Here is an 18,675-nt window from a genome sequence, read left to right on the forward strand (position 1 = left end):
GTCGCTGGCGTCGGTGTCGGTATCGGTGTCGGCGTCGGTGTGGATGTCGCCGTCTGCTCGATCAGGGGTGCGCCGTGGCCGCAGCCGGCTGGAATTTCTCCAGGCAGTAGCCGAGTCCGCGCACGGTGGCGATGCGGATGCCGCCGACCTCGATCTTCTTGCGCAGCCGATGCACGTAGACCTCGATCGCGTTGTTGCTGACCTCCTCGCCCCATTCGCACAGATGGTCGACCAGCTGCTCCTTCGACACCAGCCGGCCGGAGCGGGTCAGCAGGATCTCCAGCAGGCCGACCTCGCGGGCCGACAGGTCCAGCATCTGGTCGTTCAGGTAGGCGATGCGGCCGACCTGGTCGAACGCGAGCGGACCATGCCGCATCAGCGTCGCGCCGCCGCCGGTGCCGCGCCGCACCAGCGCGCGCACGCGCGCCTCCAGTTCGGACAGCGCGAAGGGCTTGGCCATATAGTCATCGGCGCCCAGGTCCAGGCCCTTGACCCGCTCGTCGACGCTGTCGGCCGCGGTCAGGATCAGCACCGGCACCATCGCGCCGCGGGCGCGCAGCCGCTTGAGCACCTCGAGCCCCGGCATGCGGGGCAGCCCCAGATCGAGAATGACCAGGTCGTAGGCCTGCGTCGACAGCGCCGAATCGGCTTCCATGCCGTTGGCGACATGATCGACCGCATAGCCGGAATGGCGCAGGGAACGGGTCAGGCCGTCGGCCAGCACGTCGTCGTCTTCGGCAATCAGAATGCGCATGGTGGTCTCCCCTGGCCTGGCAGGCGTGCGCTGGCGGGCGCCGCTCCCCGTGTCGTCCCGATCGGCATGCGCACTATGGGATGAAATGGGGCTTGCCAAGCATACTGTTTTTTTATACAGTACCCGCTGATTCCAGGCGGGCGCATGGGGCTGGATCGCAACCGAGGCCACGCGTCGGAAATCGCGCCGGTCAACCGGGCATTTTTGAGCCGATGCTGATTCACGGCTGCCATGCTCCGCCTCTAGAATGCGTTGCCGCAGCGCGCTCCGACGATGCAGACCGCCGGGGTGGCGCGGGTCGGGCGCGTGGGTCTGCGTAACGAGTGGCCGCACAATATCGGCTTCGAATAGCAGGCGGCGCGCCGCATGCGGCCTATTTATACACCATTGACGGAAGGACGACCATGGATGACGGCAAGAAGGCAGCTGGCGTGAGCGCCGAGAAGCAGAAGGCGCTGGCCGCCGCGCTGGCGCAGATCGAGAAGCAGTTCGGCAAGGGCTCGATCATGCGGATGGGCGATGGCGAGGTCGAGCAGGATATCCAGGTCGTGTCGACCGGCTCGCTGGGCCTGGATGTCGCGCTGGGCGTCGGCGGCCTGCCGCGCGGCCGGGTCGTCGAGATCTACGGCCCGGAATCGTCGGGCAAGACCACGCTGACGCTGCAGGTGGTCGCCGAGATGCAGAAGCTGGGCGGCACCTGCGCGTTCGTCGATGCCGAGCACGCGCTGGACGTCAACTACGCCAGCAAGCTGGGCGTCAACGTCGGCGACCTGCTGATCTCGCAGCCGGACACCGGCGAACAGGCGCTGGAAATTACCGACGCGCTGGTGCGCTCCGGCTCGGTCGACCTGATCGTGATCGACTCGGTCGCGGCGCTGGTGCCGCGGGCCGAAATCGAAGGCGAGATGGGCGACGCGCTGCCGGGCCTGCAGGCCCGCCTGATGAGCCAGGCGCTGCGCAAGCTGACCGGCACCATCAAGCGCACCAACTGCCTGGTGATCTTCATCAACCAGATCCGCATGAAGATCGGCGTGATGTTCGGCTCGCCGGAAACCACCACGGGCGGCAACGCGCTGAAGTTCTACGCCTCGGTCCGCCTCGACATCCGCCGCATCGGCTCGATCAAGAAGGGCGACGACGTGATCGGCAACGAGACCAAGGTCAAGGTGGTCAAGAACAAGGTGTCGCCGCCGTTCCGCGAGGCCTTCTTCGACATCCTGTACGGCCAGGGCATCTCGCGCCAGGGCGAGATCATCGACCTCGGCGTGGACGCCAAGATCGTCGAGAAGTCGGGCGCCTGGTACAGCTACAACGGCGAGAAGATCGGCCAGGGCAAGGACAATGCGCGCGAATTCCTGCGCGAGAATCCCGATATCGCCAACGAAATCGAGAACAAGGTCCGCGCCGCCCTCGGCGTGGTGCCGATGAACGGCACGCCGGCGCTGGCGGAAGAGTAAAGGGCCAGCAGAGCCAGGGGCGTCCCGGACCGCCCGGCTGTCATCTCTCTCCAAGGGTGTTCTCCCTCTCCCCCTCAGGGGGGAGAGGGTCGGGGAGAGGGGGTGGTTTCCATGCGCGGTAGCATGCCAAGCGCCCCTTGCCCTCTCCCCGGCCCCTCTCGCGCAAGCGGGAGAGGGGAGTCCTCCCGAGCATCGCGATCGCGCTACATCCCAAGCCGTCTTCATGCCCCGTCCCCCGCTGTCCCTGAAAGCGCGCGCGGTCGGCTACCTGTCGCGCCGCGAGCATAGCCGCGCGGAGCTGGCGCGCAAGCTGGCGCCGCATGCCGAGTCGCCGGAGGAACTGGAGCGCCTGCTCGATACGCTCGAGCGCGAGAACTGGCTGTCGAACGCCCGCTTTGCCGAGAGCCTGGTGCACCGGCGCGCCAGCCGCTATGGCGCTTCCCGCGTCATGCAGGAAGCCCGCACCCACCAGCTCGACGGCGAGCAGCTGGCCGACCTGCAGCAGCAGTTGCGGGCCACCGAACTGGAGCGCGCGCGAGAGGTCTGGCGCAAACGCTTCGGCGTCGCGCCGGCCACGCCGGAGGAGAAGGCCAGGCAGCTGCGCTTCCTGACGGCACGCGGCTTTTCCCAGGCGGCGATCAGCCGGGTGATCCGCGACGCCGACCTGCCGCCGGACGAGCAGCCCGAGTGATGGTTCGAATGAACGGCGTGCCGGATCGGCCCAGAGGCAGAGTGTGATGCGAACGCCCCGGTAGCCCGATCATCCGTGCCGACAATCCGGCCCGACACTGCACACATCCGGGTATGTCCGGCCAATGTAGTTCGGCATGTTAAACTCCACGAGTTTTCCGCAAGCGTGCCGCGAATTCGTGCGCCCGCAGCAAATCGCCTTCAGGCGCCGGTTCCGCCGCGCCTTCCCTTGTCACAGCCTGGTGCCATGCCGCTTTCCGCCCCCGTCAATCGCGCCCTGCGTCATCGCCGCGCCATCACGGCCGAGGCGTATCTCCGCGAAGACGGCCTGTGGGACATCGAGGCCCGGCTCACCGACACCAAGCCCCGCGACATTCCGCTCGCAGGCGGCGGCGTGCGGCCAATCGGCCAGCCGCTGCACGACCTGTGGCTGCGCGTGACCATCGACCTGCGCATGAACGTGGTCGACGCCGAGGCCTGCTCGGACTGGGTTCCCTATCCCGGCCACTGCGACACCATCGGCCCGGCCTACCGCCAGCTGATCGGCCTGAACCTGATGAAGGGCTTCCGCAAGGCCGTGCGCGAGCGCCTGGGCGGCGTGGCCGGCTGCACCCATCTGACCGAGCTGGCCGGAATCCTGCCGACGACGGCGATCCAGGCCTTTGCTGGCGACGTCTTCAAGATTCGCGACGGCGCCAGCGACGACAGCAATCCCGAACCGCCCTATCAGCTGCATGGCTGCCATGCGCTGCACTTCGAAGGGGAAGTGGTTCGCCAGTTTTACCCGCGCTGGTACGGACACCAGCCGAAACCGAGAGTCCGGGCCGATGCGCCCGCGGCCTCGCCGCCGCAGTCACCGCGGGCCCCGCAGGCGATTGCCGACGACGACGGCGCCGCCTCGCACCGGTCCACCGGAACGTCCGGGTGAGGTGCCGGGGTCCCCACCGAGATCTCGACCTCTCCCGCTTCATCACCACGCTTTACTACCCGGCTTTTCTACCCATTTACGCCTACCCGAAAGGAAACACGCATGAATATCCATGAGTACCAAGGCAAGGAAATCCTGCGCAAATACAATGTGCCGGTTCCGCGCGGTATCCCCGCATTCTCGGTCGAAGAAGCGCTGAAGGCGGCCGAACAGCTTGGCGGCCCGGTGTGGGTCGTCAAGGCGCAGATTCACGCCGGCGGCCGCGGCAAGGGTGGCGGCGTCAAGGTGGCCAAGACCCTGGACGAGGTCAAGACCTACGCCAGCAACATCCTGGGCATGCAGCTGGTCACGCACCAGACCGGTCCGGAGGGCAAGAAGGTCAATCGCCTGCTGATCGAAGAAGGCGCCGACATCAAGAAGGAACTGTACGTCAGCCTGGTCGTCGACCGCGTGTCGCAGAAGGTCGCGCTGATGGCCTCGAGCGAAGGCGGCATGGACATCGAGGAAGTCGCCGCGCAGACCCCCGAGAAGATCCACACGCTGATCATCGAGCCGTCGGTCGGCCTGACCGACAAGGATGCCGACGACATCGCCCGCAAGATCGGCGTGCCCGACGCCAGCGTGCCGCAAGCGCGCCAGGCGCTGCAGGGCCTGTACAAGGCGTTCTGGGACACCGACGCCTCGCTGGCCGAAATCAACCCGATGATCCTGACCGGCGACGGCAAGGTGATCGCGCTCGACGCCAAGTTCAACTTCGACTCGAACGCGCTGTTCCGCCACCCGGAAATCGTCGCCTACCGCGACCTGGACGAAGAAGATCCGGCTGAAATCGAAGCGTCGAAGTTCGACCTGGCCTACATCTCGCTCGACGGCAACATCGGCTGCCTGGTCAACGGCGCCGGCCTGGCGATGGCCACCATGGACACCATCAAGCTGTTCGGCGGCGAGCCGGCCAACTTCCTCGACGTGGGCGGCGGCGCCACCACCGAGAAGGTGACCGAGGCCTTCAAGCTGATGCTGAAGAACCCGAACGTGCAGGCCATCCTGGTCAACATCTTCGGCGGCATCATGCGCTGCGACGTGATCGCCGAAGGCGTGATCTCGGCGTCGAAGGCGGTGCAGCTGGGCGTGCCGCTGGTCGTCCGCATGAAGGGCACCAACGAAGACCTGGGCAAGAAGATGCTGGCCGAGTCGGGCCTGCCGATCATCTCCGCCGACACCATGGAAGAAGCGGCCCAGAAGGTGGTGGCCGCGGCCGCGGGCAAGTAAGGAGCAGTCTGGCTACCGGTAAAAATACTGTCGTCCCCGCGTATGCGGGGACCCAGCGTCTTCCCCTGCTATCGTGCGCGACGCCTATTTCGTTTATATGCTGGCAAGTCAGCGAAACGGAACGCTATACACGGGCGTCACGTCGGATTTGTTGAAGCGGGTTTGGGAACACAAGGAAGGCCTGGTCGACGGTTTCACGAAGCAGTACGGCGTCAAGCAGTTGGTCTGGTACGAGGTGCACTCGTCTGCGGAAGCAGCGATTACCCGGGAAAGCAGATCAAGAAATGGCGGCGTGACTGGAAGCTGAGATTGATCGAAGACAGCAATCCCTACTGGAACGACCTGTACGCAGGCCTGACTGCATAAGACACTGGGTCCCCGCCTTCGCGGGGACGACGGAAAGGAAACGCAAATGAGCATTCTGATCAACAAAGACACCAAGGTCATCACCCAAGGTATTACCGGCAAGACCGGCCAGTTCCACACCCGTGGCTGCCGCGACTACGCCAACGGCAAGAACGCGTTCGTTGCCGGCGTGAACCCGAAGAAGGCCGGCGAGGACTTCGAGGGCATTCCCATCTACGCGAGCGTCAAGGAAGCCAAGCAGCAGACCGGCGCGACCGTGTCGGTGATCTACGTTCCGCCCGCCGGTGCCGCCGCCGCGATCTGGGAAGCCGTCGACGCCGATCTGGACCTGGTGGTCTGCATCACCGAAGGCATCCCCGTGCGCGACATGATGGAAGTCAAGGACCGCATGCGCCGCGAAAACAAGAAGACGCTGCTGCTCGGACCGAACTGCCCGGGCCTGATCACGCCGGACGAAATCAAGATCGGCATCATGCCTGGCCACATCCACAAGAAGGGCCGCATCGGCGTGGTGTCGCGCTCGGGCACGCTGACCTATGAAGCCGTGGGCCAGCTGACCGCGCTGGGCCTGGGCCAGTCGTCGGCCGTCGGCATCGGTGGCGACCCGATCAACGGTCTGAAGCACATCGACGTGATGAAGATGTTCAACGACGATCCGGATACGGATGCCGTCGTGATGATCGGCGAGATCGGCGGTCCGGACGAGGCCAACGCCGCCTACTGGATCAAGGACAACATGAAGAAGCCGGTGGTCGGCTTCATCGCCGGCGTCACGGCGCCTCCGGGCAAGCGCATGGGCCACGCCGGCGCGCTGATCTCGGGCGGTGCCGACACGGCGCAGGCCAAGCTGGAGATCATGGAGTCCTGCGGTATCAAGGTCACCAAGAATCCGTCGGAAATGGGCCGTCTGCTGAAGTCGATCCTGTAATACGGATCGGGACCGGTCCCGCCGGTCCGATCGGCCGGCGCCGCGTTTCCACGGCGGTGTCCCAAAGGCAATGCCCTCGCGCCCTGCGAGGGCATTGTCGTTTTGGCGCCACTGGAGCAGCCAATAGATCATTTTCTGATGTATTTGCCGGTTTGTTGAAATCAAAACGAAAGGTTGCTGCGGTACATCTCCATGTCTTGGGCGTCAGACATCCGAAACGCCGCAGTCGCGCCGTGCGCAGGCCCCCGCGCCGACGTTCCTGACACCCCGTCTTCATTCCAATTCCAATATCGACTTCGAGGAGCCACGCAGTGGAATTGCTGTCGTCCACCACGTTCTGGATCGCACTGGGATCCATCATCCTGACCAATATCGTGCTGTCCGGCGACAACGCCGTCGTGATCGCGCTGGCCTCGCGCAACCTGCCGCCCGCGCAGCAGAAGCGCGCGATCTTCTGGGGCAGCGCCGCCGCGATCATCATGCGGGTGGTGCTGACCGTCGCCGCGGTCAAGCTGCTGAGCCTGCCGTACCTGAAGATCGTCGGCGCGATCCTGCTGGTCTATATCGGCGTGCAGCTGCTGACCGGCGATGACGGCGACGAAGGCCACGACGCCAAGGACAATATCTGGGCCGCGATCCGCACCATCCTGATCGCCGACCTGGTGATGTCGCTGGACAACGTGGTGGCGGTCGCCGCCGCGGCGCAGAAGGGGCCCGAGGGCAGCCAGCTGCTGTTGCTGGTGGTCGGCCTGGGCCTGTCGATTCCGCTGATCGTGTTCGGCAGCACGCTGCTGCTGAAGGTGATGGAACGCTTCCCGGTGATCATCGTCGCCGGTGCCGCGCTGCTCGGCTATCTGGCCGGCGAGATGCTGGTCAGCGATCCGGTCGACGCCGCCTGGTTCGAAGTCCATGTGCCGCACGCCCACCTGGTGTTCGGCGCGGTTGGCGCGATCCTGGTGGTCGTGATCGGCAAGCTGATGCAGAAGCGCGGCGCGCGGACCGCCTGACGCCACGCGCGGCCGCGCTGCCCTGCGGGGATGCGGCCATGCGAAACGAGCCCGGCACGCCTTGGCGTTGCCGGGCTTTTTTCATGGCGCACTTCGTCGAAGCGAACCCTGCGCGCGAGCGCTGGGCGCAGCGCCCCGACGCCAAATTTTGTGAACGGGCGGCATAGCGCGCTCGGCCGGCTCGATACTGTCGGCCTTCGTACCGTTCGGGAGACGCTCCATGCCAGTCGCCGCTCGCTTGCCGCAGGGCCGCCGCGCCGATCGCGCCCATCGCCCCCATCGCCCCCATCGCGGCTTCACGCTGATCGAACTGATGGTGGTGGTCGCCATCATCGGCATCCTGGCCGCGATCGCGGTGCCGCAATATCGGGACGATACAATTCGGGCCAGGCTGTCGAGCGTGCTGACGGCGGCAGCGCCGTTGAAGATGGCGGTCAGCCTGTGCGCGCAGGAAGCGGGCGGCGTGCTGGACGATTGCAATGGCGACAATGCGGCCGCGGCGATCCCGCGGTTCGCGCCGAACCGCGAAATCGCGCAGGCCACCGTCAGCGGCCCGGGCGTGATCACGCTGACGCTGGCCGCCAGCGGACTGGGAGCCGGCGTCGACGGCAGGGACATCACGCTGCGGCCATCGGTCAACGCGACCTCGGTCAGCTGGGAGATCGCCACCACGATCGAGAACGCGGTCGCCAGGCAGTATGTCCTCAGGAACAGCCAGTCGCCGGCCGATACATCGCAGGCGAGGGCGTAGTCGGGTAGTGGCGCCGGTGTCATCGCGGACGACGCCAACCATGCCCGGCTGCGCAACGATCATCTCGGCGACGCGCCCATGGGCACGTCGCCTTCGTCGGGAATCGAATGTGAATTTGCGCAGGAACATTGCGCTGGAGTGCGCGTGCCCGCTGTTGGCGATGGCCGTCGCGTTGCCGCCGCTGGTGTCCAGACATACGTTGCCGCTGGCGACCTTCTACGGCGAGTGGGCGTCGGCGCTGGCCTTCGTCGCGCTGGTGCTGTGGTCGGCGACCTTGCGTCCGCCGGCACCAGCCACGGGTACTGCCGCCGCTGACTTTGCCACTACCACGCCCACCTCGCCCACCTCGCCCACCTCGCCCGGCGGCATCCCGCTGGTGACCGCATTCTGCCTGTGGCTGATCGCGCTGGGCGCGGGCGCCACGCTGGCCGGCCAGCCTGACGTGACGGGCAGCCGCGGCCTGACGCTGGCTGCCTTGCTGCTCGGCGCGGGCACCATCTGGGCCGGCCATCGCTATCGCCGCGCGCTCGATGCGGACGCGGTGCTGACCGCGGTCGCCACGGCTTGGCTGGCGGCCGGGCTGTTCGGCACGCTGGCCCAATGGGTGCAATTGTTCCGGCTCGAGGACGACAGCCTGGGGCTCGTGTCCGACTACTTCTACGAGACCAACCGCCGGTTGTGGGGCAATCTGAACCAGCCCAACCACCAGGCGACCGTCCACGGCCTCGCGCTGGCGGCGTCGGTCTGGCTGGCCTCGCGCGGCAAGCTGCGTGCGGTGCCGTGGCTCGTCGCGGTGGCGCTGATCGAAAGCGGCGTCGTGCTGTCCGGCTCGCGCACCGGCGTGCTGCATGTCGGGCTGGCCGCCTGCTATGCGCTGGTCGCGGCCTGGCTGGCGCGCTCGGCGGAGGATGCGCCATCGGCGTCGGCATCGAGACGCTGGAGCCTGCGCGGTCCCGCCGGGCTGGTGTTCGCCGCCGCGGCGCTGGTCGCGATGCTGATGTTGCTGCAACCGGCCATCAAGGCGGCGGGGCAGGCGTTCGGGTGGTCGCTGTTCGACACCATGGCCCAATTGCAGGCCGGCGACCAGATCTCCGCGCGCGGCGCGCTGTGGTCGCACGCGTGGGCGATGTTCGTCGCGCATCCGTGGTTCGGCGTCGGCTGGGGCGAATTCGGCTGGGCACAGTTCGAACAGCTGGCGCGGCTGGGCATCGTCGTCGAGATGTCGCTGCATGCGCACAACGCCGTGCTGGACCTGCTCGCCAAGACCGGCGTCGTCGGCACCGCCGGTGTCGCGGTGTTCCTTGCCGCATGGCTGTGGCGCGTGGTGCGCGCGCGGCTGTGGCGGGCCGATACGGCCGAGCGCGCCCGCACTGCAGCGGCGCTGACCTGGCTGGCGATGCTGTGCGCGCATTCGATGCTCGAGTACCCGCTGCACTATCTGTATTTTCTGCTGCCCTTCTGTTTCCTGCTGGGATGGCTCGAGCCGGCCGCGCTGACGGTGGCCCGGATGCCGCGCGCGCTGGCGACGGCCGGCTCCGCGGTGGTCGGCGTAGCAGCCGCGCTGGTGCTCGCGACCATGTGGCAGGACTACCGCCGCGTCGAGGCCCGCGAGTACGCCAGTTCGGCGCGGGTCGACACGTTGCCGGCGCCGAAGCTGTGGTTCGGCCAGCATGCGGAGGCCCACCGGGCCGAACTGGCTCCGCTGACTGCCGACGGCGCCGATGCTTGGCTGCCGCCACACATCGCCGCGCTCCACCTGTTGCCGACACCGACGATGATCGCGCGCGGGGCCTGGCTGCTGGCGCTGAACGGCGAGCCGGAGCGGGGCCGCGAATGGCTGGAGCGGCTGCGCTACTACTATCGCGGCGACGAGGCCGACCAGTTCGCGCGGGTCGCCGGCTATTGCGACGGCGTCGGCGCCACCCGTCGGCCGCAGGAATTCTGCGAGTGGGTCCGGCAACACCAGGCCGCCGGACCGATACCGCGGTAGGGCGGTAGCCGAAAGGGGGAATGCCGCGCTGCGGCAAGCGGCGGAGGCCGCCGTTTCCGTAGAAGCACGGGTCTGCGGCATTTCATCCGTCGGCACGATTTGTCACGCCAGTTCCGGCCCATAGACTCGCCCGGTGCCTGTGTCACACGGGAGGGACGAATGCGGATTGGCAAGCGCGGGATTCTGACGGCGGCTGTGCTCGCGCTGGTGGCCGTCATCACCACCGAGGTGCTGGCGCGCGCCGGCCTTGGGCTGGGCGATCCGCCGCTGTATCAGGCCGACCCCGAAATCGAATACCTGCTCAAGCCCAACCAGCGCGTGAAGCGCTTCGGCCATCGCTATGTGGTCAACCGCTTCGGCATGCGCTCGGAGGATTTCGAGCCGAAGAAGCGCGCTCCCGGCGAGCGGCGCGTGCTGGTGTTCGGCGATTCGGTCGTCAACGGCGGCGCGCAGGTCGACCAGGGCCGGTTGGCCACCGAGCAACTGCGCGCGCGGCTGGGGCAGGACGGCAAGGTGGCGACCGTCGGCAACGTCGCCGCGTTCAGCTGGGGGCCGGGCAACTGGCTGGCCTATGCGCGGCGCTTTGGCTTTCTCGACGCCGATACCGCGATCATCGTCGTCAACGGCGCCGACTATGGCGATGTGCCGACCTTCGCGCCGCTGCGGCAGGACACCCACCCGTCGCAACCGCCGCTGTCGGCGCTGGTGGAGGGTGCCACCCGCTATCTGCCCGCCTATCTGGGACTGGACCAATCGTCGGGACCGCCGCGCGAATCGACCGATGCCGACCGCGCCGCCTCGCTGCGCGATCTGGCGGAGTTGATCGTGATGGCGAAGCGCGCCGGCCTGCAGGTCCGGCTGGTGCAGCACTACGAGCGCCACGAACTGGACGGCGCCGGCCTGCCCGCCGGTCTGGAAGCCTTCTCGCGGCTGTGCGAGGAATACGAGGTGCCGATCGTCAGCATGCGCGACGCAGAGCGCCGGGCGCGCGACGTGGCCTATCTCGACGAGATCCACCTGAGCCCGGAAGGGCAGGATCTGCTCGCCGACGCGCTGCTGGCCGCGGCCAATCTGCCGGCCGGTGGCCGCAACGTCGCCGCTTCCGGCCTGCGCCACTAGCGCCGAGGCGCGGCGCGCATGCCCGGGGCACGACTGCGCGCGATGCCGCGCGCCGGCCCGTACCGTCCTGACGCCTCCTGACTCCTCCTGACGCCCTTACGGTTTCTTACCGGCCCTTACCGGCTCTTCACTGCGCTACCCAATCCCCCGACTTGCCGCCATGCTTCTCCAGCAGGCGGATGTCGCCCATCACCATGCCGCGGTCGGCGGCCTTGCACATGTCGTAGATCGTCAGCAGCGCGACCTGCACGCCAGTCAGCGCTTCCATTTCGACGCCGGTCTGTCCGCGCGTCTCGGCGCGCACGGTGCAGCGCACGCTGCTGGCCGCCTCGTCGAGCGCGAAGTCGAGCGCGACCTTGGTCAGCGCCAGCGGATGGCACAGCGGAATCAGGTCGGCGGTGCGCTTGGTGGCCATGATGCCGGCGATCCGCGCGATGCCGAGCACGTCGCCCTTCTTTGCGGTGCCGTCGCGGACCAGCGCGAAGGTCTGCGGCGCCATCGTGATGGTGCCGGTCGCGATCGCCACGCGGTGGGTGGCGTCCTTGCCGCCGACATCCACCATGTGTGCCTGGCCGGCGGTATCGAAGTGAGTGAGCTTGCTCATGGTTGGCGTCGCAGGGTTCGGGGTGGAAGCGAGAGAGGACCGAGGGAAACGAGGGAAACCGAGGGAATTCTGGAAAGGCCGGACAGCGCGGCAGGCGCGGCGGCGGGCGCGGAACGGTCGCGCCAGGCCGCTATCATAGCAACATGCTGATTTTCCGCCCCGTCGCCCGGCCCGTTCCGCCCGCCGATGCTTGCGCCGATGCTTCCGCCGATGCTTGCGCCGCCGGACGCCCACGCGCGACGCCCGAATCGCGCCATGCCGGTCCCCGCCATCCGGCGCTGCGTCGCCCGCTGGCCGCGCTGCTGATGCTGGCGCTTGCCACGCCCGCCTGGCCCCAGGCCGCCTCGGCGCCGGCGGGCAAGGCAGTGCCCTCGATCGCGCCGGCGCTGCCGGGCCTGGGCGGTGACGCCAGCGATCAGGTCTACGACAACCTGAACCGCAGCGTGAAGGCCGGACAGCGGTCCGACTTCGGCCTGCGCAGCGGCAATCCGGTGGTCGAGAGCAACGGCATCCAGCTGCCGGACATGGGCGATCCGTCGACCGCGGCGCTGTCGCCGGACATGGAGAAGCGGCTGGGCGACCGCATCATGCGCGACATCCGCCGCGATCCGCAGTACGTCACCGATGCGCTGCTGGCCGATTATCTGAACGCGCTCGGCTACAAGCTGATCCAGGCCGCCCGCCGCCAGAACCTGGCTGGCACCACCGGCGGCGGCACCTTCGCGACGGGCTTCGAACTGTTCGCCGTGCGCGACCGGACCATCAACGCGTTTGCGCTGCCCGGCGGCTATATCGGCGTGCATACCGGCCTGCTGGTGCAGTCGGAGACCGAGTCGGAACTGGCGTCGGTGCTCGGCCACGAGATCGGCCACGTCACGCAACGTCATATCGCGCGCGGCATCACCAGCCAGGATCAATCGATGTGGATCGCGCTGGCGTCGATGGTGCTGGCCGGCTTGGCGGCGACCCGCAGCCCCGATGCCGCCGCCGCGCTGGCGATGGGCGGGCAGGGCGCGGCGCTGGCCAACCAGCTGTCGTTCTCGCGCGGCGCCGAGCGCGAGGCCGACCGGGTCGGCTTCCAGATCCTGTCGGCCGCGGGCTTCGATCCACAGGGCATGCCGGACTTCTTCCGCCGTCTGCAGCGGGTTACCGGCATCTCGGAGAGCTCGGTGCCGTCCTATGTGCGCACCCACCCGCTGACCTCCGAGCGGATCGCCGACATGCAGGACCGCGCCAGCCATCTTCCGGTGCGCAAGGTCGGCAGCACGCCCGAGTACGAGTTCGCGCGGGTGCGCGCGCGCATCCTGCAGGAAGCCAATCCCACCGACATCCAGAACGCGCGCGCCGCGCTGCAGGCGCAGCTGTCCAGCGCGTCGCCGATGCGGCTGCCTGCGATTTACTACGGCATTGCCTTCGCCGAGCAGCGGCTGGGCCGGCTGGTGCAGGCCGAGCAGGCGCTGGCCGAGGCGCGCCGGCTGTACGGCAATATCCCGGGCGCGTCATCGGGCAGCCCGATGCTGGACGTGATGGCAATCGAACTGGCGCGCGGGCAGGGCCGCGTGCCCGACGCGGTGCGCCAGGCGCTGGCCTCGATGAAGACCTTCCCCTTGTCGCACGCGGTCGCGCTGTCGTATGCGGAGACGCTGCTGGGCGCCGGCCGCGCCGACGAGCTGGTGACCTTCCTGCGTTCGCGCACCCGCGAGGAAAGCGCGCGCGCCGAATGGTGGGAGCTGCTGGCGCGTGCCTACGCGGCGCAGGGCAAGCGCGTGCAGCAGCATCAGGCGCTGGCCGAGAAATACGCGCGCGACGGCGCCTATCAGGCCGCGATCGAACAGCTGCAGATCGCGCGCAAGGCCGGCGACGGCGACTTCTATACGCTGTCCGAGGTCGATGCGCGGCTGCACCAGCTCGAGCGCCAGTATCGGGAAGAACGCCAGGACAACAAGGGCATCCCGAACTGAGCCGCCGCGGTTGCCCCTGCGGGAACGCGACGGCAAGCGCGGTCAGTTCGACGGCGGCGGTTCCTGACCCTGCTGCGGCGCCGGCCGCGGCTGCCGCACGAAGCCGAAGCGCCGCGGCACCTCGGCCTCGCCGATCGGCTCGATCGGCAGATCGCGGCCACCGAAATGAAAGACGCCAAGGTCCGTGCCGCAGGCCTCGCCGTGCCAGTCGCAACTGCCGCTGAACGCGTCGAGATCGTGGTCGTGCAGCAGCGCCGCGTGCACACCGCTCTCCCCGTCGATCTCGCCGGCCAGCACCACATTGCCGTGCTCGTCGGCATGACAGCAGCGCGGCGTGAAGGCCCGCAGCGACGTGGTATGGAACTGGCCCTCGTGCAGGCGCACCACCCACGGCGCATAGGCGAGTTCGACGAATACGCGCTGCGGCCCGTTCTGGAAGAACCACGCGCCATGCTCGTCGCGCAGATAGTTGCGTTCGATGAAGCCGACCAGCGCCGGATGCCGCAGCGGATCGCCGGACAGGCCATGCTGCTGCGCGTATTCGTTGCGCAGGCGCCATTGGCCGCGCCGGTCCAGCGCGAGCCAGCCATAGCAGTAGGGGACATTGGGCCAGCGGGCCATCGCCTGCTTGACGATCTCGTCCATGCTCGTCTCCTGTTGAACTCCTTGCGTGCGCCGCATCTCGCGGGAGGCGCGCGGTACATCGCCGCGATGCCGATTCCAGCGTAGAACCTGTCAGCCCAGGCTATCGAAGAATCGCAGCACCCGCGCCGGCAGCCAGTCGACATGGCCGCCGCCCGGCAGCAACGACGACAGCGGAAGATGCCGCCGCCAGTCGCGCGGCGGCGCCAGAAAGCCGACGTGGCCGCCATGCTCGGGCTGGTCGAGCAGCACCTGTCCGCTGACATCGCCCAGGCCGGGCAGATAGCGCGCCGGCAGGAAGGGATCGTTGCGCGCGTTCAGCACCAGCGTCGGCACGGCGATATGGCGCAGCACCGGCTTGCTGGCGGCGCGCGCCCAGTAGTCGTCGGTATCGCGAAAGCCGTGCAGCGGGGCGGTGACCACATTGTCGAAGGCATAGAGATCGCGGCTGGCCAGCAGCGCGGCGCGGTCGAACAGGCCCGGAAACTGGGCCAGCTTGTCCAGCGACTTGCGCTTGAGCGTCCGCAGGAACATCTGCGTATAGACGCGGTTGAAGCCGCGCGACAGCGCCGCGCCGCCGCCCGCCAGATCGAGCGGCGCGGACACCGAGGCGGCGCCGTCCACGAAGCCGGCGCTCGACTGCGCCTCGCCCAGATAGCGCAGCAGCGCATTGCCGCCGAGCGAGATGCCGAGCGCGTACAGCCGCCGGCCGCCGCCCGCATGCCGCTGCGCGAGCCGCCGCAGCACCCAGTCGATCTCTTCGTAGTCGCCGGAATGGTAGAAGCGCGGCGCCAGGTTCAGCTCGCCCGAGCAGCCGCGGAAATGCGGGATCACGCCTTGCCAGCCGCGCTCGCGCAGCGCGGCCATCATCGCCTGCGCGTAGTGGCTGGTCGAGTTGCCCTCGAGCCCGTGGAACAGCACCAGCAGCGGGGCGCCGGGGGCGACCGGATGCGTGGTCCAGTCCAGGTCGATGAAGTCGCCGTCGGGCGTGTCCCAGCGTTCGCGGCGGAAGCTCACGCGCGGCCGGCGCGTCAGCCGGGCCGGGATGATGGTCTGGCTATGGCCGTCGCGCAGCCACCACGGCATGCGCGCGTGGGCGTCGAACCCGTGCGGGTCGGGCAATGGCGAGGACGGATGCCGGATCAGGTCGGCGGGGCGGGACATGGCGGCGGGCGCTCCGATGCCGGGCGCTTCCCGGGTGGTTCAGTGCAGGGCCTGCTTGGCCGTCGCGGTCGAGATCGCGACCTGCGCCGCGTTGGCCGGGCTGCAATGGATATGCGCCAGGCGCCAGCCCTCGTGGTTCTGCATCAGCACGTAGGTGGTGTGCACGTACAGGTCGGCCTCGACGCGGTCGGTGGCGAAGCGCAGTGCCTCGGTCACGTCGAAGATCGAGACGCCCAGCGTCGAATGGCTGCTGCTCTCGAGCACGTCGATCACCACCGGCTGGCGGTCCAGCAGCTGCAGGAAGGCCTGGCGCAGATGATCGTGGCCGATCAGCCGCTGGCCGTCGGGCATCACGCAGGTGATCGAATCCTCGTCCAGCCACAGTTTCAGCGCGCCTTCGGCATCGCGCAGCTTCAATGCCTCGCGAAAGGCTTCCAGGATGTCTTCGGCGGAATCGAACAGGCGGGCGAAGCGAGGCATGGCGGGATCGGTCGGTGGGCCCCGCCGGCAGGCCGGGCCATGAATCGAAGCCGTCCCAGTCGCCGTGTCGGTCGATCTGTGCGGGACGGCCATCGCGGGTCAATCAGCGGCGCCGGGCCCGCCTGGTGGCGCGGCGCCGGCGCGCGGTGTTCGCTACGGATCAAGGCCGGTGCAGCAGCTTGCGCAGCTCCACGAACACCATTTCCGGCTCGATCTCCCTGAGGCAGCGCAGATGGCCGAGCGGGCATTCGCGCTGGAAACAGGGGCTGCACTCGAGCTGGAGCCACATGATACTCGCTGCCTGTGACAGCGGGGGCGTATGGCGGGGATCGCTGGAGCCGAATACCGCGACCTGCGGCCGGTTCAGGGCCGCCGTCACGTGCATCAGGCCGGAGTCGTTGCAGACCGCCGCCTCGGCGAGCGCCAGCAGGTCGACCGCGTCGTCCAGCGAGGTCTGGCCGCACAGATTGCGCACGAACGGCGCGCCGGCGCAGATCTCGGCGGCGATCTCGCCGTCCTTGGCCGAGCCCAGCGTCACGATCTGCGCGTACGGGTACGAGCGGCGCAGCATCTGCGCCAGCTCGGCGAAATGCGCGGCGGGCCAGCGCTTGGCCGGACCGTATTCGGCGCCGGGGCAGAAGGCGATCAGCCGGGTTTGCGGCGCGATGTCGAAGCGCTCGGCGGTCTTGACCACGCGTGCCGGATCGACGCGCAGCCGCGGCTCGGGCAGCGCCTCGGGCAGCCGCGCGCCGGGCTTGAGCGCCAGCCGCGCGTAGTGCTCGACCATCGGCGGACGCTTGTCCTTCGGCGGATTGGCGTGCCGGATGTTCAGCAGGCCGAAGCGCGCCTCGCCGCGGTAGCCCACGCGCAGCGGAATGCCGGCCAGCCACGGGATCAGCGCGGACTTCAACGAGTTGGGCAGCACGTAGGCGACGTCGTAGCCTTCGTTCTTCAGCTGCTGCGCGAACATCAGCCGGGCCGACAGCTGCAGCTTGCCGTGCGCCAGGTCGCTGGGAAACACGCGCCCGATCTCGGGCATGCGCGCGAGCACGGGCGCGACCCATTTCGGCGCGAGCGCATCGATGGCCAGGCGCGGATGGCGTTGCTTGAGCAGCGCGAACAGCGGCTGCGCCATCAGGGCGTCGCCGATCCAGTTGGGCGCGATGACGAGGGCTTTGTTCATAAGCAAGGCGCCGCCGTGCCGCCCCGCGGGTTGGCGGGGCGGCAGAGCGGCGAGAGGAAAACGGGGCGTTCGGTGCCGGCCGGCGACGCGGCCACATCAGCGTGGCCGCCGCCGGGAACGGACGAGCGGGCGATCAGTGGTGGCCCTTCAGCACGGTGCCCGGCTTGAGCTGGTAGACGGTGCCGCAGTACGGGCACTTGGCCTGGCCGGTGTCCGCCACATCGAGGAACACGCGCGGATGGTAGTTCCAGGTCGGCGTATTGGGGGTGGGGCAGTGCAGCGGGAGGTCTTCGGCGCCGATTTCGACGACGTTTGCGGTTTGCGTCATGGTGTTGCGGGGTCAGTCTAGTCAGATGGGGAGTCCGGCTGGTGCTGCGGCAGGCCCGGCGCCGATGGCCGCCGGGCCGCCGGCATCAGACCAGGGTCAGCCAGTGCTGGTACTTCTCGTTGGTGCCGCCGACCGCGGCGAAGAAGGCGTCCTGGATCTGCTTGGTGATCGGCCCGCGGCGGCCTTCGCCGATGATGCGGTCGTCGAGCTCGCGGATCGGCGTGACTTCGGCCGCGGTGCCGGTGAAGAACGCTTCGTCCGCGCAGTACATTTCGTCGCGGGTGATGCGCTTCTCGCGGACTTCGATGCCCAGGTCGCGCGCGATCGTCAGCGTCGCGTCGCGGGTGATGCCGTCCAGGCAGGAGGCGAGGTCAGGGGTGTAGATCACGCCGTTGCGCACGATGAAGACGTTCTCGCCGGAGCCTTCGCTGACATAGCCGTCGGTGTCGAGCAGCAGCGCCTCGTCGTAGCCCAGGCTCGTGGCCTCCTGGTTGGCCAGGATCGAGTTGATGTAGTAGCCGCTGGCCTTGGCGCGTACCAGCGACACGTTGACGTGATGGCGGGTGAACGACGAGGTCTTGACGCGGATGCCGCGCTCCATGCCTTCCTCGCCCAGGTAGGCGCCCCAGGGCCAGGCGGCGATCGCCACGTGGATCGTGTTGCCGCGCGCGGAGACGCCGAGCTTTTCCGAGCCGATCCAGACCAGCGGGCGGATATAGCAGGACTCGAGCTGGTTGGCCTTGACCACCTCGCGCTGCGCCGCCTCCAGGGTCGCCTGGTCGAACGGGATCTCCATCTGGAAGATCTTGGCGGAATTGAACAGCCGGCGGGTGTGCTCCTTCAGCCGGAAGATCGCGGTGCCGGCCGGCGTCTTGTAGGCGCGCACACCCTCGAATACGCCCATGCCGTAGTGCAGGGTATGGGTCAGCACGTGGATCTTGGCGTCGCGCCAATCGATCAACTTGCCATCCATCCAGATCTTTCCGTCACGATCGGCCATCGACATGCTCGTCTCCCGCAAAAACGTCAAAAAGGTGCAAAGGCGACATTGTAA

Annotated in this window: 19 protein-coding genes; 11 read left to right on the plus strand and 8 right to left on the minus strand. The window is 68.2% G+C overall.

Annotated features, from left to right (window positions below; genetic code table 11):
* Nucleotides 1-61: 61 nt before the first annotated feature.
* On the minus strand, nucleotides 62-754 hold the full coding sequence (locus tag M1D55_RS13080) for a response regulator (RefSeq protein ID WP_006576704.1): 693 nt from the start codon (nucleotides 752-754) through the stop codon (nucleotides 62-64).
* Between the two features lie 404 nt (nucleotides 755-1,158).
* Here M1D55_RS13080 and recA point away from each other — a divergent pair, with 404 nt between their 5' ends.
* From recA to M1D55_RS13130, 10 genes are all read left to right on the plus strand, one after another.
* Complete coding sequence (gene recA, locus M1D55_RS13085) at nucleotides 1,159-2,211, plus strand: recombinase RecA (protein WP_006576703.1); 1,053 nt, start codon at nucleotides 1,159-1,161, stop codon at nucleotides 2,209-2,211.
* A gap of 223 nt (nucleotides 2,212-2,434) precedes the next feature.
* Nucleotides 2,435-2,902 carry a recombination regulator RecX gene (recX, locus tag M1D55_RS13090; protein ID WP_064576437.1) on the plus strand — a complete coding sequence of 156 codons (468 nt, stop codon included), beginning with the start codon at nucleotides 2,435-2,437 and terminating at the stop codon, nucleotides 2,900-2,902.
* A 246-nt stretch (nucleotides 2,903-3,148) separates the two neighbouring features.
* Nucleotides 3,149-3,829: a DUF2889 domain-containing protein gene (locus M1D55_RS13095; RefSeq protein ID WP_232206744.1), complete on the plus strand. Its 681-nt coding sequence runs from the start codon at nucleotides 3,149-3,151 to the stop codon at nucleotides 3,827-3,829.
* A gap of 102 nt (nucleotides 3,830-3,931) precedes the next feature.
* Nucleotides 3,932-5,098, plus strand: a complete 1,167-nt coding sequence (gene sucC / locus M1D55_RS13100; protein WP_456282350.1) for an ADP-forming succinate--CoA ligase subunit beta — start codon at nucleotides 3,932-3,934, stop codon at nucleotides 5,096-5,098.
* Nucleotides 5,099-5,195: 97 nt separating this feature from the next.
* Nucleotides 5,196-5,405 carry a GIY-YIG nuclease family protein gene (locus M1D55_RS13105; RefSeq protein WP_456282703.1) on the plus strand — a complete coding sequence of 70 codons (210 nt, stop codon included), beginning with the start codon at nucleotides 5,196-5,198 and terminating at the stop codon, nucleotides 5,403-5,405.
* A 105-nt stretch (nucleotides 5,406-5,510) separates the two neighbouring features.
* A complete protein-coding gene (gene sucD / locus M1D55_RS13110) occupies nucleotides 5,511-6,392 on the plus strand; it encodes a succinate--CoA ligase subunit alpha (protein WP_006576698.1) in 882 nt (293 codons plus the stop codon).
* A gap of 311 nt (nucleotides 6,393-6,703) precedes the next feature.
* Nucleotides 6,704-7,399 (plus strand): TerC family protein, encoded by a 696-nt coding sequence (locus tag M1D55_RS13115; RefSeq protein ID WP_064576436.1) that lies wholly within the window; start codon nucleotides 6,704-6,706, stop codon nucleotides 7,397-7,399.
* A 220-nt stretch (nucleotides 7,400-7,619) separates the two neighbouring features.
* Nucleotides 7,620-8,150, plus strand: coding sequence for a pilin (locus M1D55_RS13120; protein WP_456282351.1), 531 nt, complete (start codon nucleotides 7,620-7,622; stop codon nucleotides 8,148-8,150).
* Between the two features lie 160 nt (nucleotides 8,151-8,310).
* Nucleotides 8,311-10,140, plus strand: a complete 1,830-nt coding sequence (locus M1D55_RS13125) for a Wzy polymerase domain-containing protein (RefSeq protein ID WP_456282704.1) — start codon at nucleotides 8,311-8,313, stop codon at nucleotides 10,138-10,140.
* Nucleotides 10,141-10,299: 159 nt separating this feature from the next.
* Nucleotides 10,300-11,259, plus strand: a complete 960-nt coding sequence (locus tag M1D55_RS13130) for a hypothetical protein (RefSeq protein WP_456282352.1) — start codon at nucleotides 10,300-10,302, stop codon at nucleotides 11,257-11,259.
* A 127-nt stretch (nucleotides 11,260-11,386) separates the two neighbouring features.
* On the opposite strand, the gene moaC is transcribed toward M1D55_RS13130, so the two are convergent.
* Entirely contained in the window at nucleotides 11,387-11,863 is a 477-nt protein-coding gene (gene moaC / locus M1D55_RS13135; protein WP_064576433.1) for a cyclic pyranopterin monophosphate synthase MoaC, read from the minus strand.
* Between the two features lie 143 nt (nucleotides 11,864-12,006).
* Between moaC and M1D55_RS13140 the strand changes: the two genes are divergently transcribed.
* Complete coding sequence (locus tag M1D55_RS13140) at nucleotides 12,007-13,824, plus strand: beta-barrel assembly-enhancing protease (protein ID WP_456282353.1); 1,818 nt, start codon at nucleotides 12,007-12,009, stop codon at nucleotides 13,822-13,824.
* 42 nt (nucleotides 13,825-13,866) lie between these two features.
* Here the strand turns inward: M1D55_RS13140 and M1D55_RS13145 are convergent, their stop codons facing one another.
* The 6 genes from M1D55_RS13145 to M1D55_RS13170 all read right to left on the minus strand — a co-directional run bounded on the left by M1D55_RS13145 (nucleotide 13,867) and on the right by M1D55_RS13170 (nucleotide 18,627).
* On the minus strand, nucleotides 13,867-14,469 hold the full coding sequence (locus M1D55_RS13145) for a DUF2946 family protein (RefSeq protein WP_456282354.1): 603 nt from the start codon (nucleotides 14,467-14,469) through the stop codon (nucleotides 13,867-13,869).
* Nucleotides 14,470-14,559: 90 nt separating this feature from the next.
* Nucleotides 14,560-15,552: a YheT family hydrolase gene (locus M1D55_RS13150; RefSeq protein WP_456282705.1), complete on the minus strand. Its 993-nt coding sequence runs from the start codon at nucleotides 15,550-15,552 to the stop codon at nucleotides 14,560-14,562.
* A gap of 117 nt (nucleotides 15,553-15,669) precedes the next feature.
* A complete protein-coding gene (locus M1D55_RS13155; RefSeq protein ID WP_456282355.1) occupies nucleotides 15,670-16,110 on the minus strand; it encodes a YybH family protein in 441 nt (146 codons plus the stop codon).
* A 160-nt stretch (nucleotides 16,111-16,270) separates the two neighbouring features.
* A complete protein-coding gene (gene waaF / locus M1D55_RS13160) occupies nucleotides 16,271-17,293 on the minus strand; it encodes a lipopolysaccharide heptosyltransferase II (RefSeq protein WP_023263744.1) in 1,023 nt (340 codons plus the stop codon).
* A 133-nt stretch (nucleotides 17,294-17,426) separates the two neighbouring features.
* Complete coding sequence (locus M1D55_RS13165; RefSeq protein WP_006575845.1) at nucleotides 17,427-17,621, minus strand: zinc-finger domain-containing protein; 195 nt, start codon at nucleotides 17,619-17,621, stop codon at nucleotides 17,427-17,429.
* 85 nt (nucleotides 17,622-17,706) lie between these two features.
* The gene (locus M1D55_RS13170; protein WP_006575846.1) at nucleotides 17,707-18,627 is read right to left on the minus strand and encodes a branched-chain amino acid transaminase; all 921 of its coding nucleotides are present in this window, start codon (nucleotides 18,625-18,627) and stop codon (nucleotides 17,707-17,709) included.
* Between the last annotated feature and the right edge of the window lie 48 nt (nucleotides 18,628-18,675).

Source organism: Cupriavidus sp. JZ107, assembly GCF_053903255.1.

What these genes read in the sequence shown, in the direction of transcription:
- recA (WP_006576703.1), top strand. Translation starts at nt 1,159, where the DNA reads ATGGATGACGGCAAGAAGGCAGCTGGCGTGAGCGCCGAGAAGCAGAAG.
- M1D55_RS13095 (WP_232206744.1), top strand. Translation starts at nt 3,149, where the DNA reads ATGCCGCTTTCCGCCCCCGTCAATCGCGCCCTGCGTCATCGCCGCGCC.
- recX (WP_064576437.1), top strand. Translation starts at nt 2,435, where the DNA reads ATGCCCCGTCCCCCGCTGTCCCTGAAAGCGCGCGCGGTCGGCTACCTG.
- M1D55_RS13125 (WP_456282704.1), top strand. Translation starts at nt 8,311, where the DNA reads ATGGCCGTCGCGTTGCCGCCGCTGGTGTCCAGACATACGTTGCCGCTG.
- M1D55_RS13170 (WP_006575846.1), bottom strand. Translation starts at nt 18,627, where the DNA reads ATGTCGATGGCCGATCGTGACGGAAAGATCTGGATGGATGGCAAGTTG.
- M1D55_RS13155 (WP_456282355.1), bottom strand. Translation starts at nt 16,110, where the DNA reads ATGCCTCGCTTCGCCCGCCTGTTCGATTCCGCCGAAGACATCCTGGAA.
- M1D55_RS13145 (WP_456282354.1), bottom strand. Translation starts at nt 14,469, where the DNA reads ATGGACGAGATCGTCAAGCAGGCGATGGCCCGCTGGCCCAATGTCCCC.
- waaF (WP_023263744.1), bottom strand. Translation starts at nt 17,293, where the DNA reads ATGAACAAAGCCCTCGTCATCGCGCCCAACTGGATCGGCGACGCCCTG.
- M1D55_RS13080 (WP_006576704.1), bottom strand. Translation starts at nt 754, where the DNA reads ATGCGCATTCTGATTGCCGAAGACGACGACGTGCTGGCCGACGGCCTG.
- M1D55_RS13140 (WP_456282353.1), top strand. Translation starts at nt 12,007, where the DNA reads ATGCTGATTTTCCGCCCCGTCGCCCGGCCCGTTCCGCCCGCCGATGCT.
- M1D55_RS13150 (WP_456282705.1), bottom strand. Translation starts at nt 15,552, where the DNA reads ATGCCGTGGTGGCTGCGCGACGGCCATAGCCAGACCATCATCCCGGCC.
- M1D55_RS13130 (WP_456282352.1), top strand. Translation starts at nt 10,300, where the DNA reads ATGCGGATTGGCAAGCGCGGGATTCTGACGGCGGCTGTGCTCGCGCTG.
- M1D55_RS13165 (WP_006575845.1), bottom strand. Translation starts at nt 17,621, where the DNA reads ATGACGCAAACCGCAAACGTCGTCGAAATCGGCGCCGAAGACCTCCCG.
- M1D55_RS13120 (WP_456282351.1), top strand. Translation starts at nt 7,620, where the DNA reads ATGCCAGTCGCCGCTCGCTTGCCGCAGGGCCGCCGCGCCGATCGCGCC.
- moaC (WP_064576433.1), bottom strand. Translation starts at nt 11,863, where the DNA reads ATGAGCAAGCTCACTCACTTCGATACCGCCGGCCAGGCACACATGGTG.
- sucC (WP_456282350.1), top strand. Translation starts at nt 3,932, where the DNA reads ATGAATATCCATGAGTACCAAGGCAAGGAAATCCTGCGCAAATACAAT.
- M1D55_RS13105 (WP_456282703.1), top strand. Translation starts at nt 5,196, where the DNA reads ATGCTGGCAAGTCAGCGAAACGGAACGCTATACACGGGCGTCACGTCG.
- sucD (WP_006576698.1), top strand. Translation starts at nt 5,511, where the DNA reads ATGAGCATTCTGATCAACAAAGACACCAAGGTCATCACCCAAGGTATT.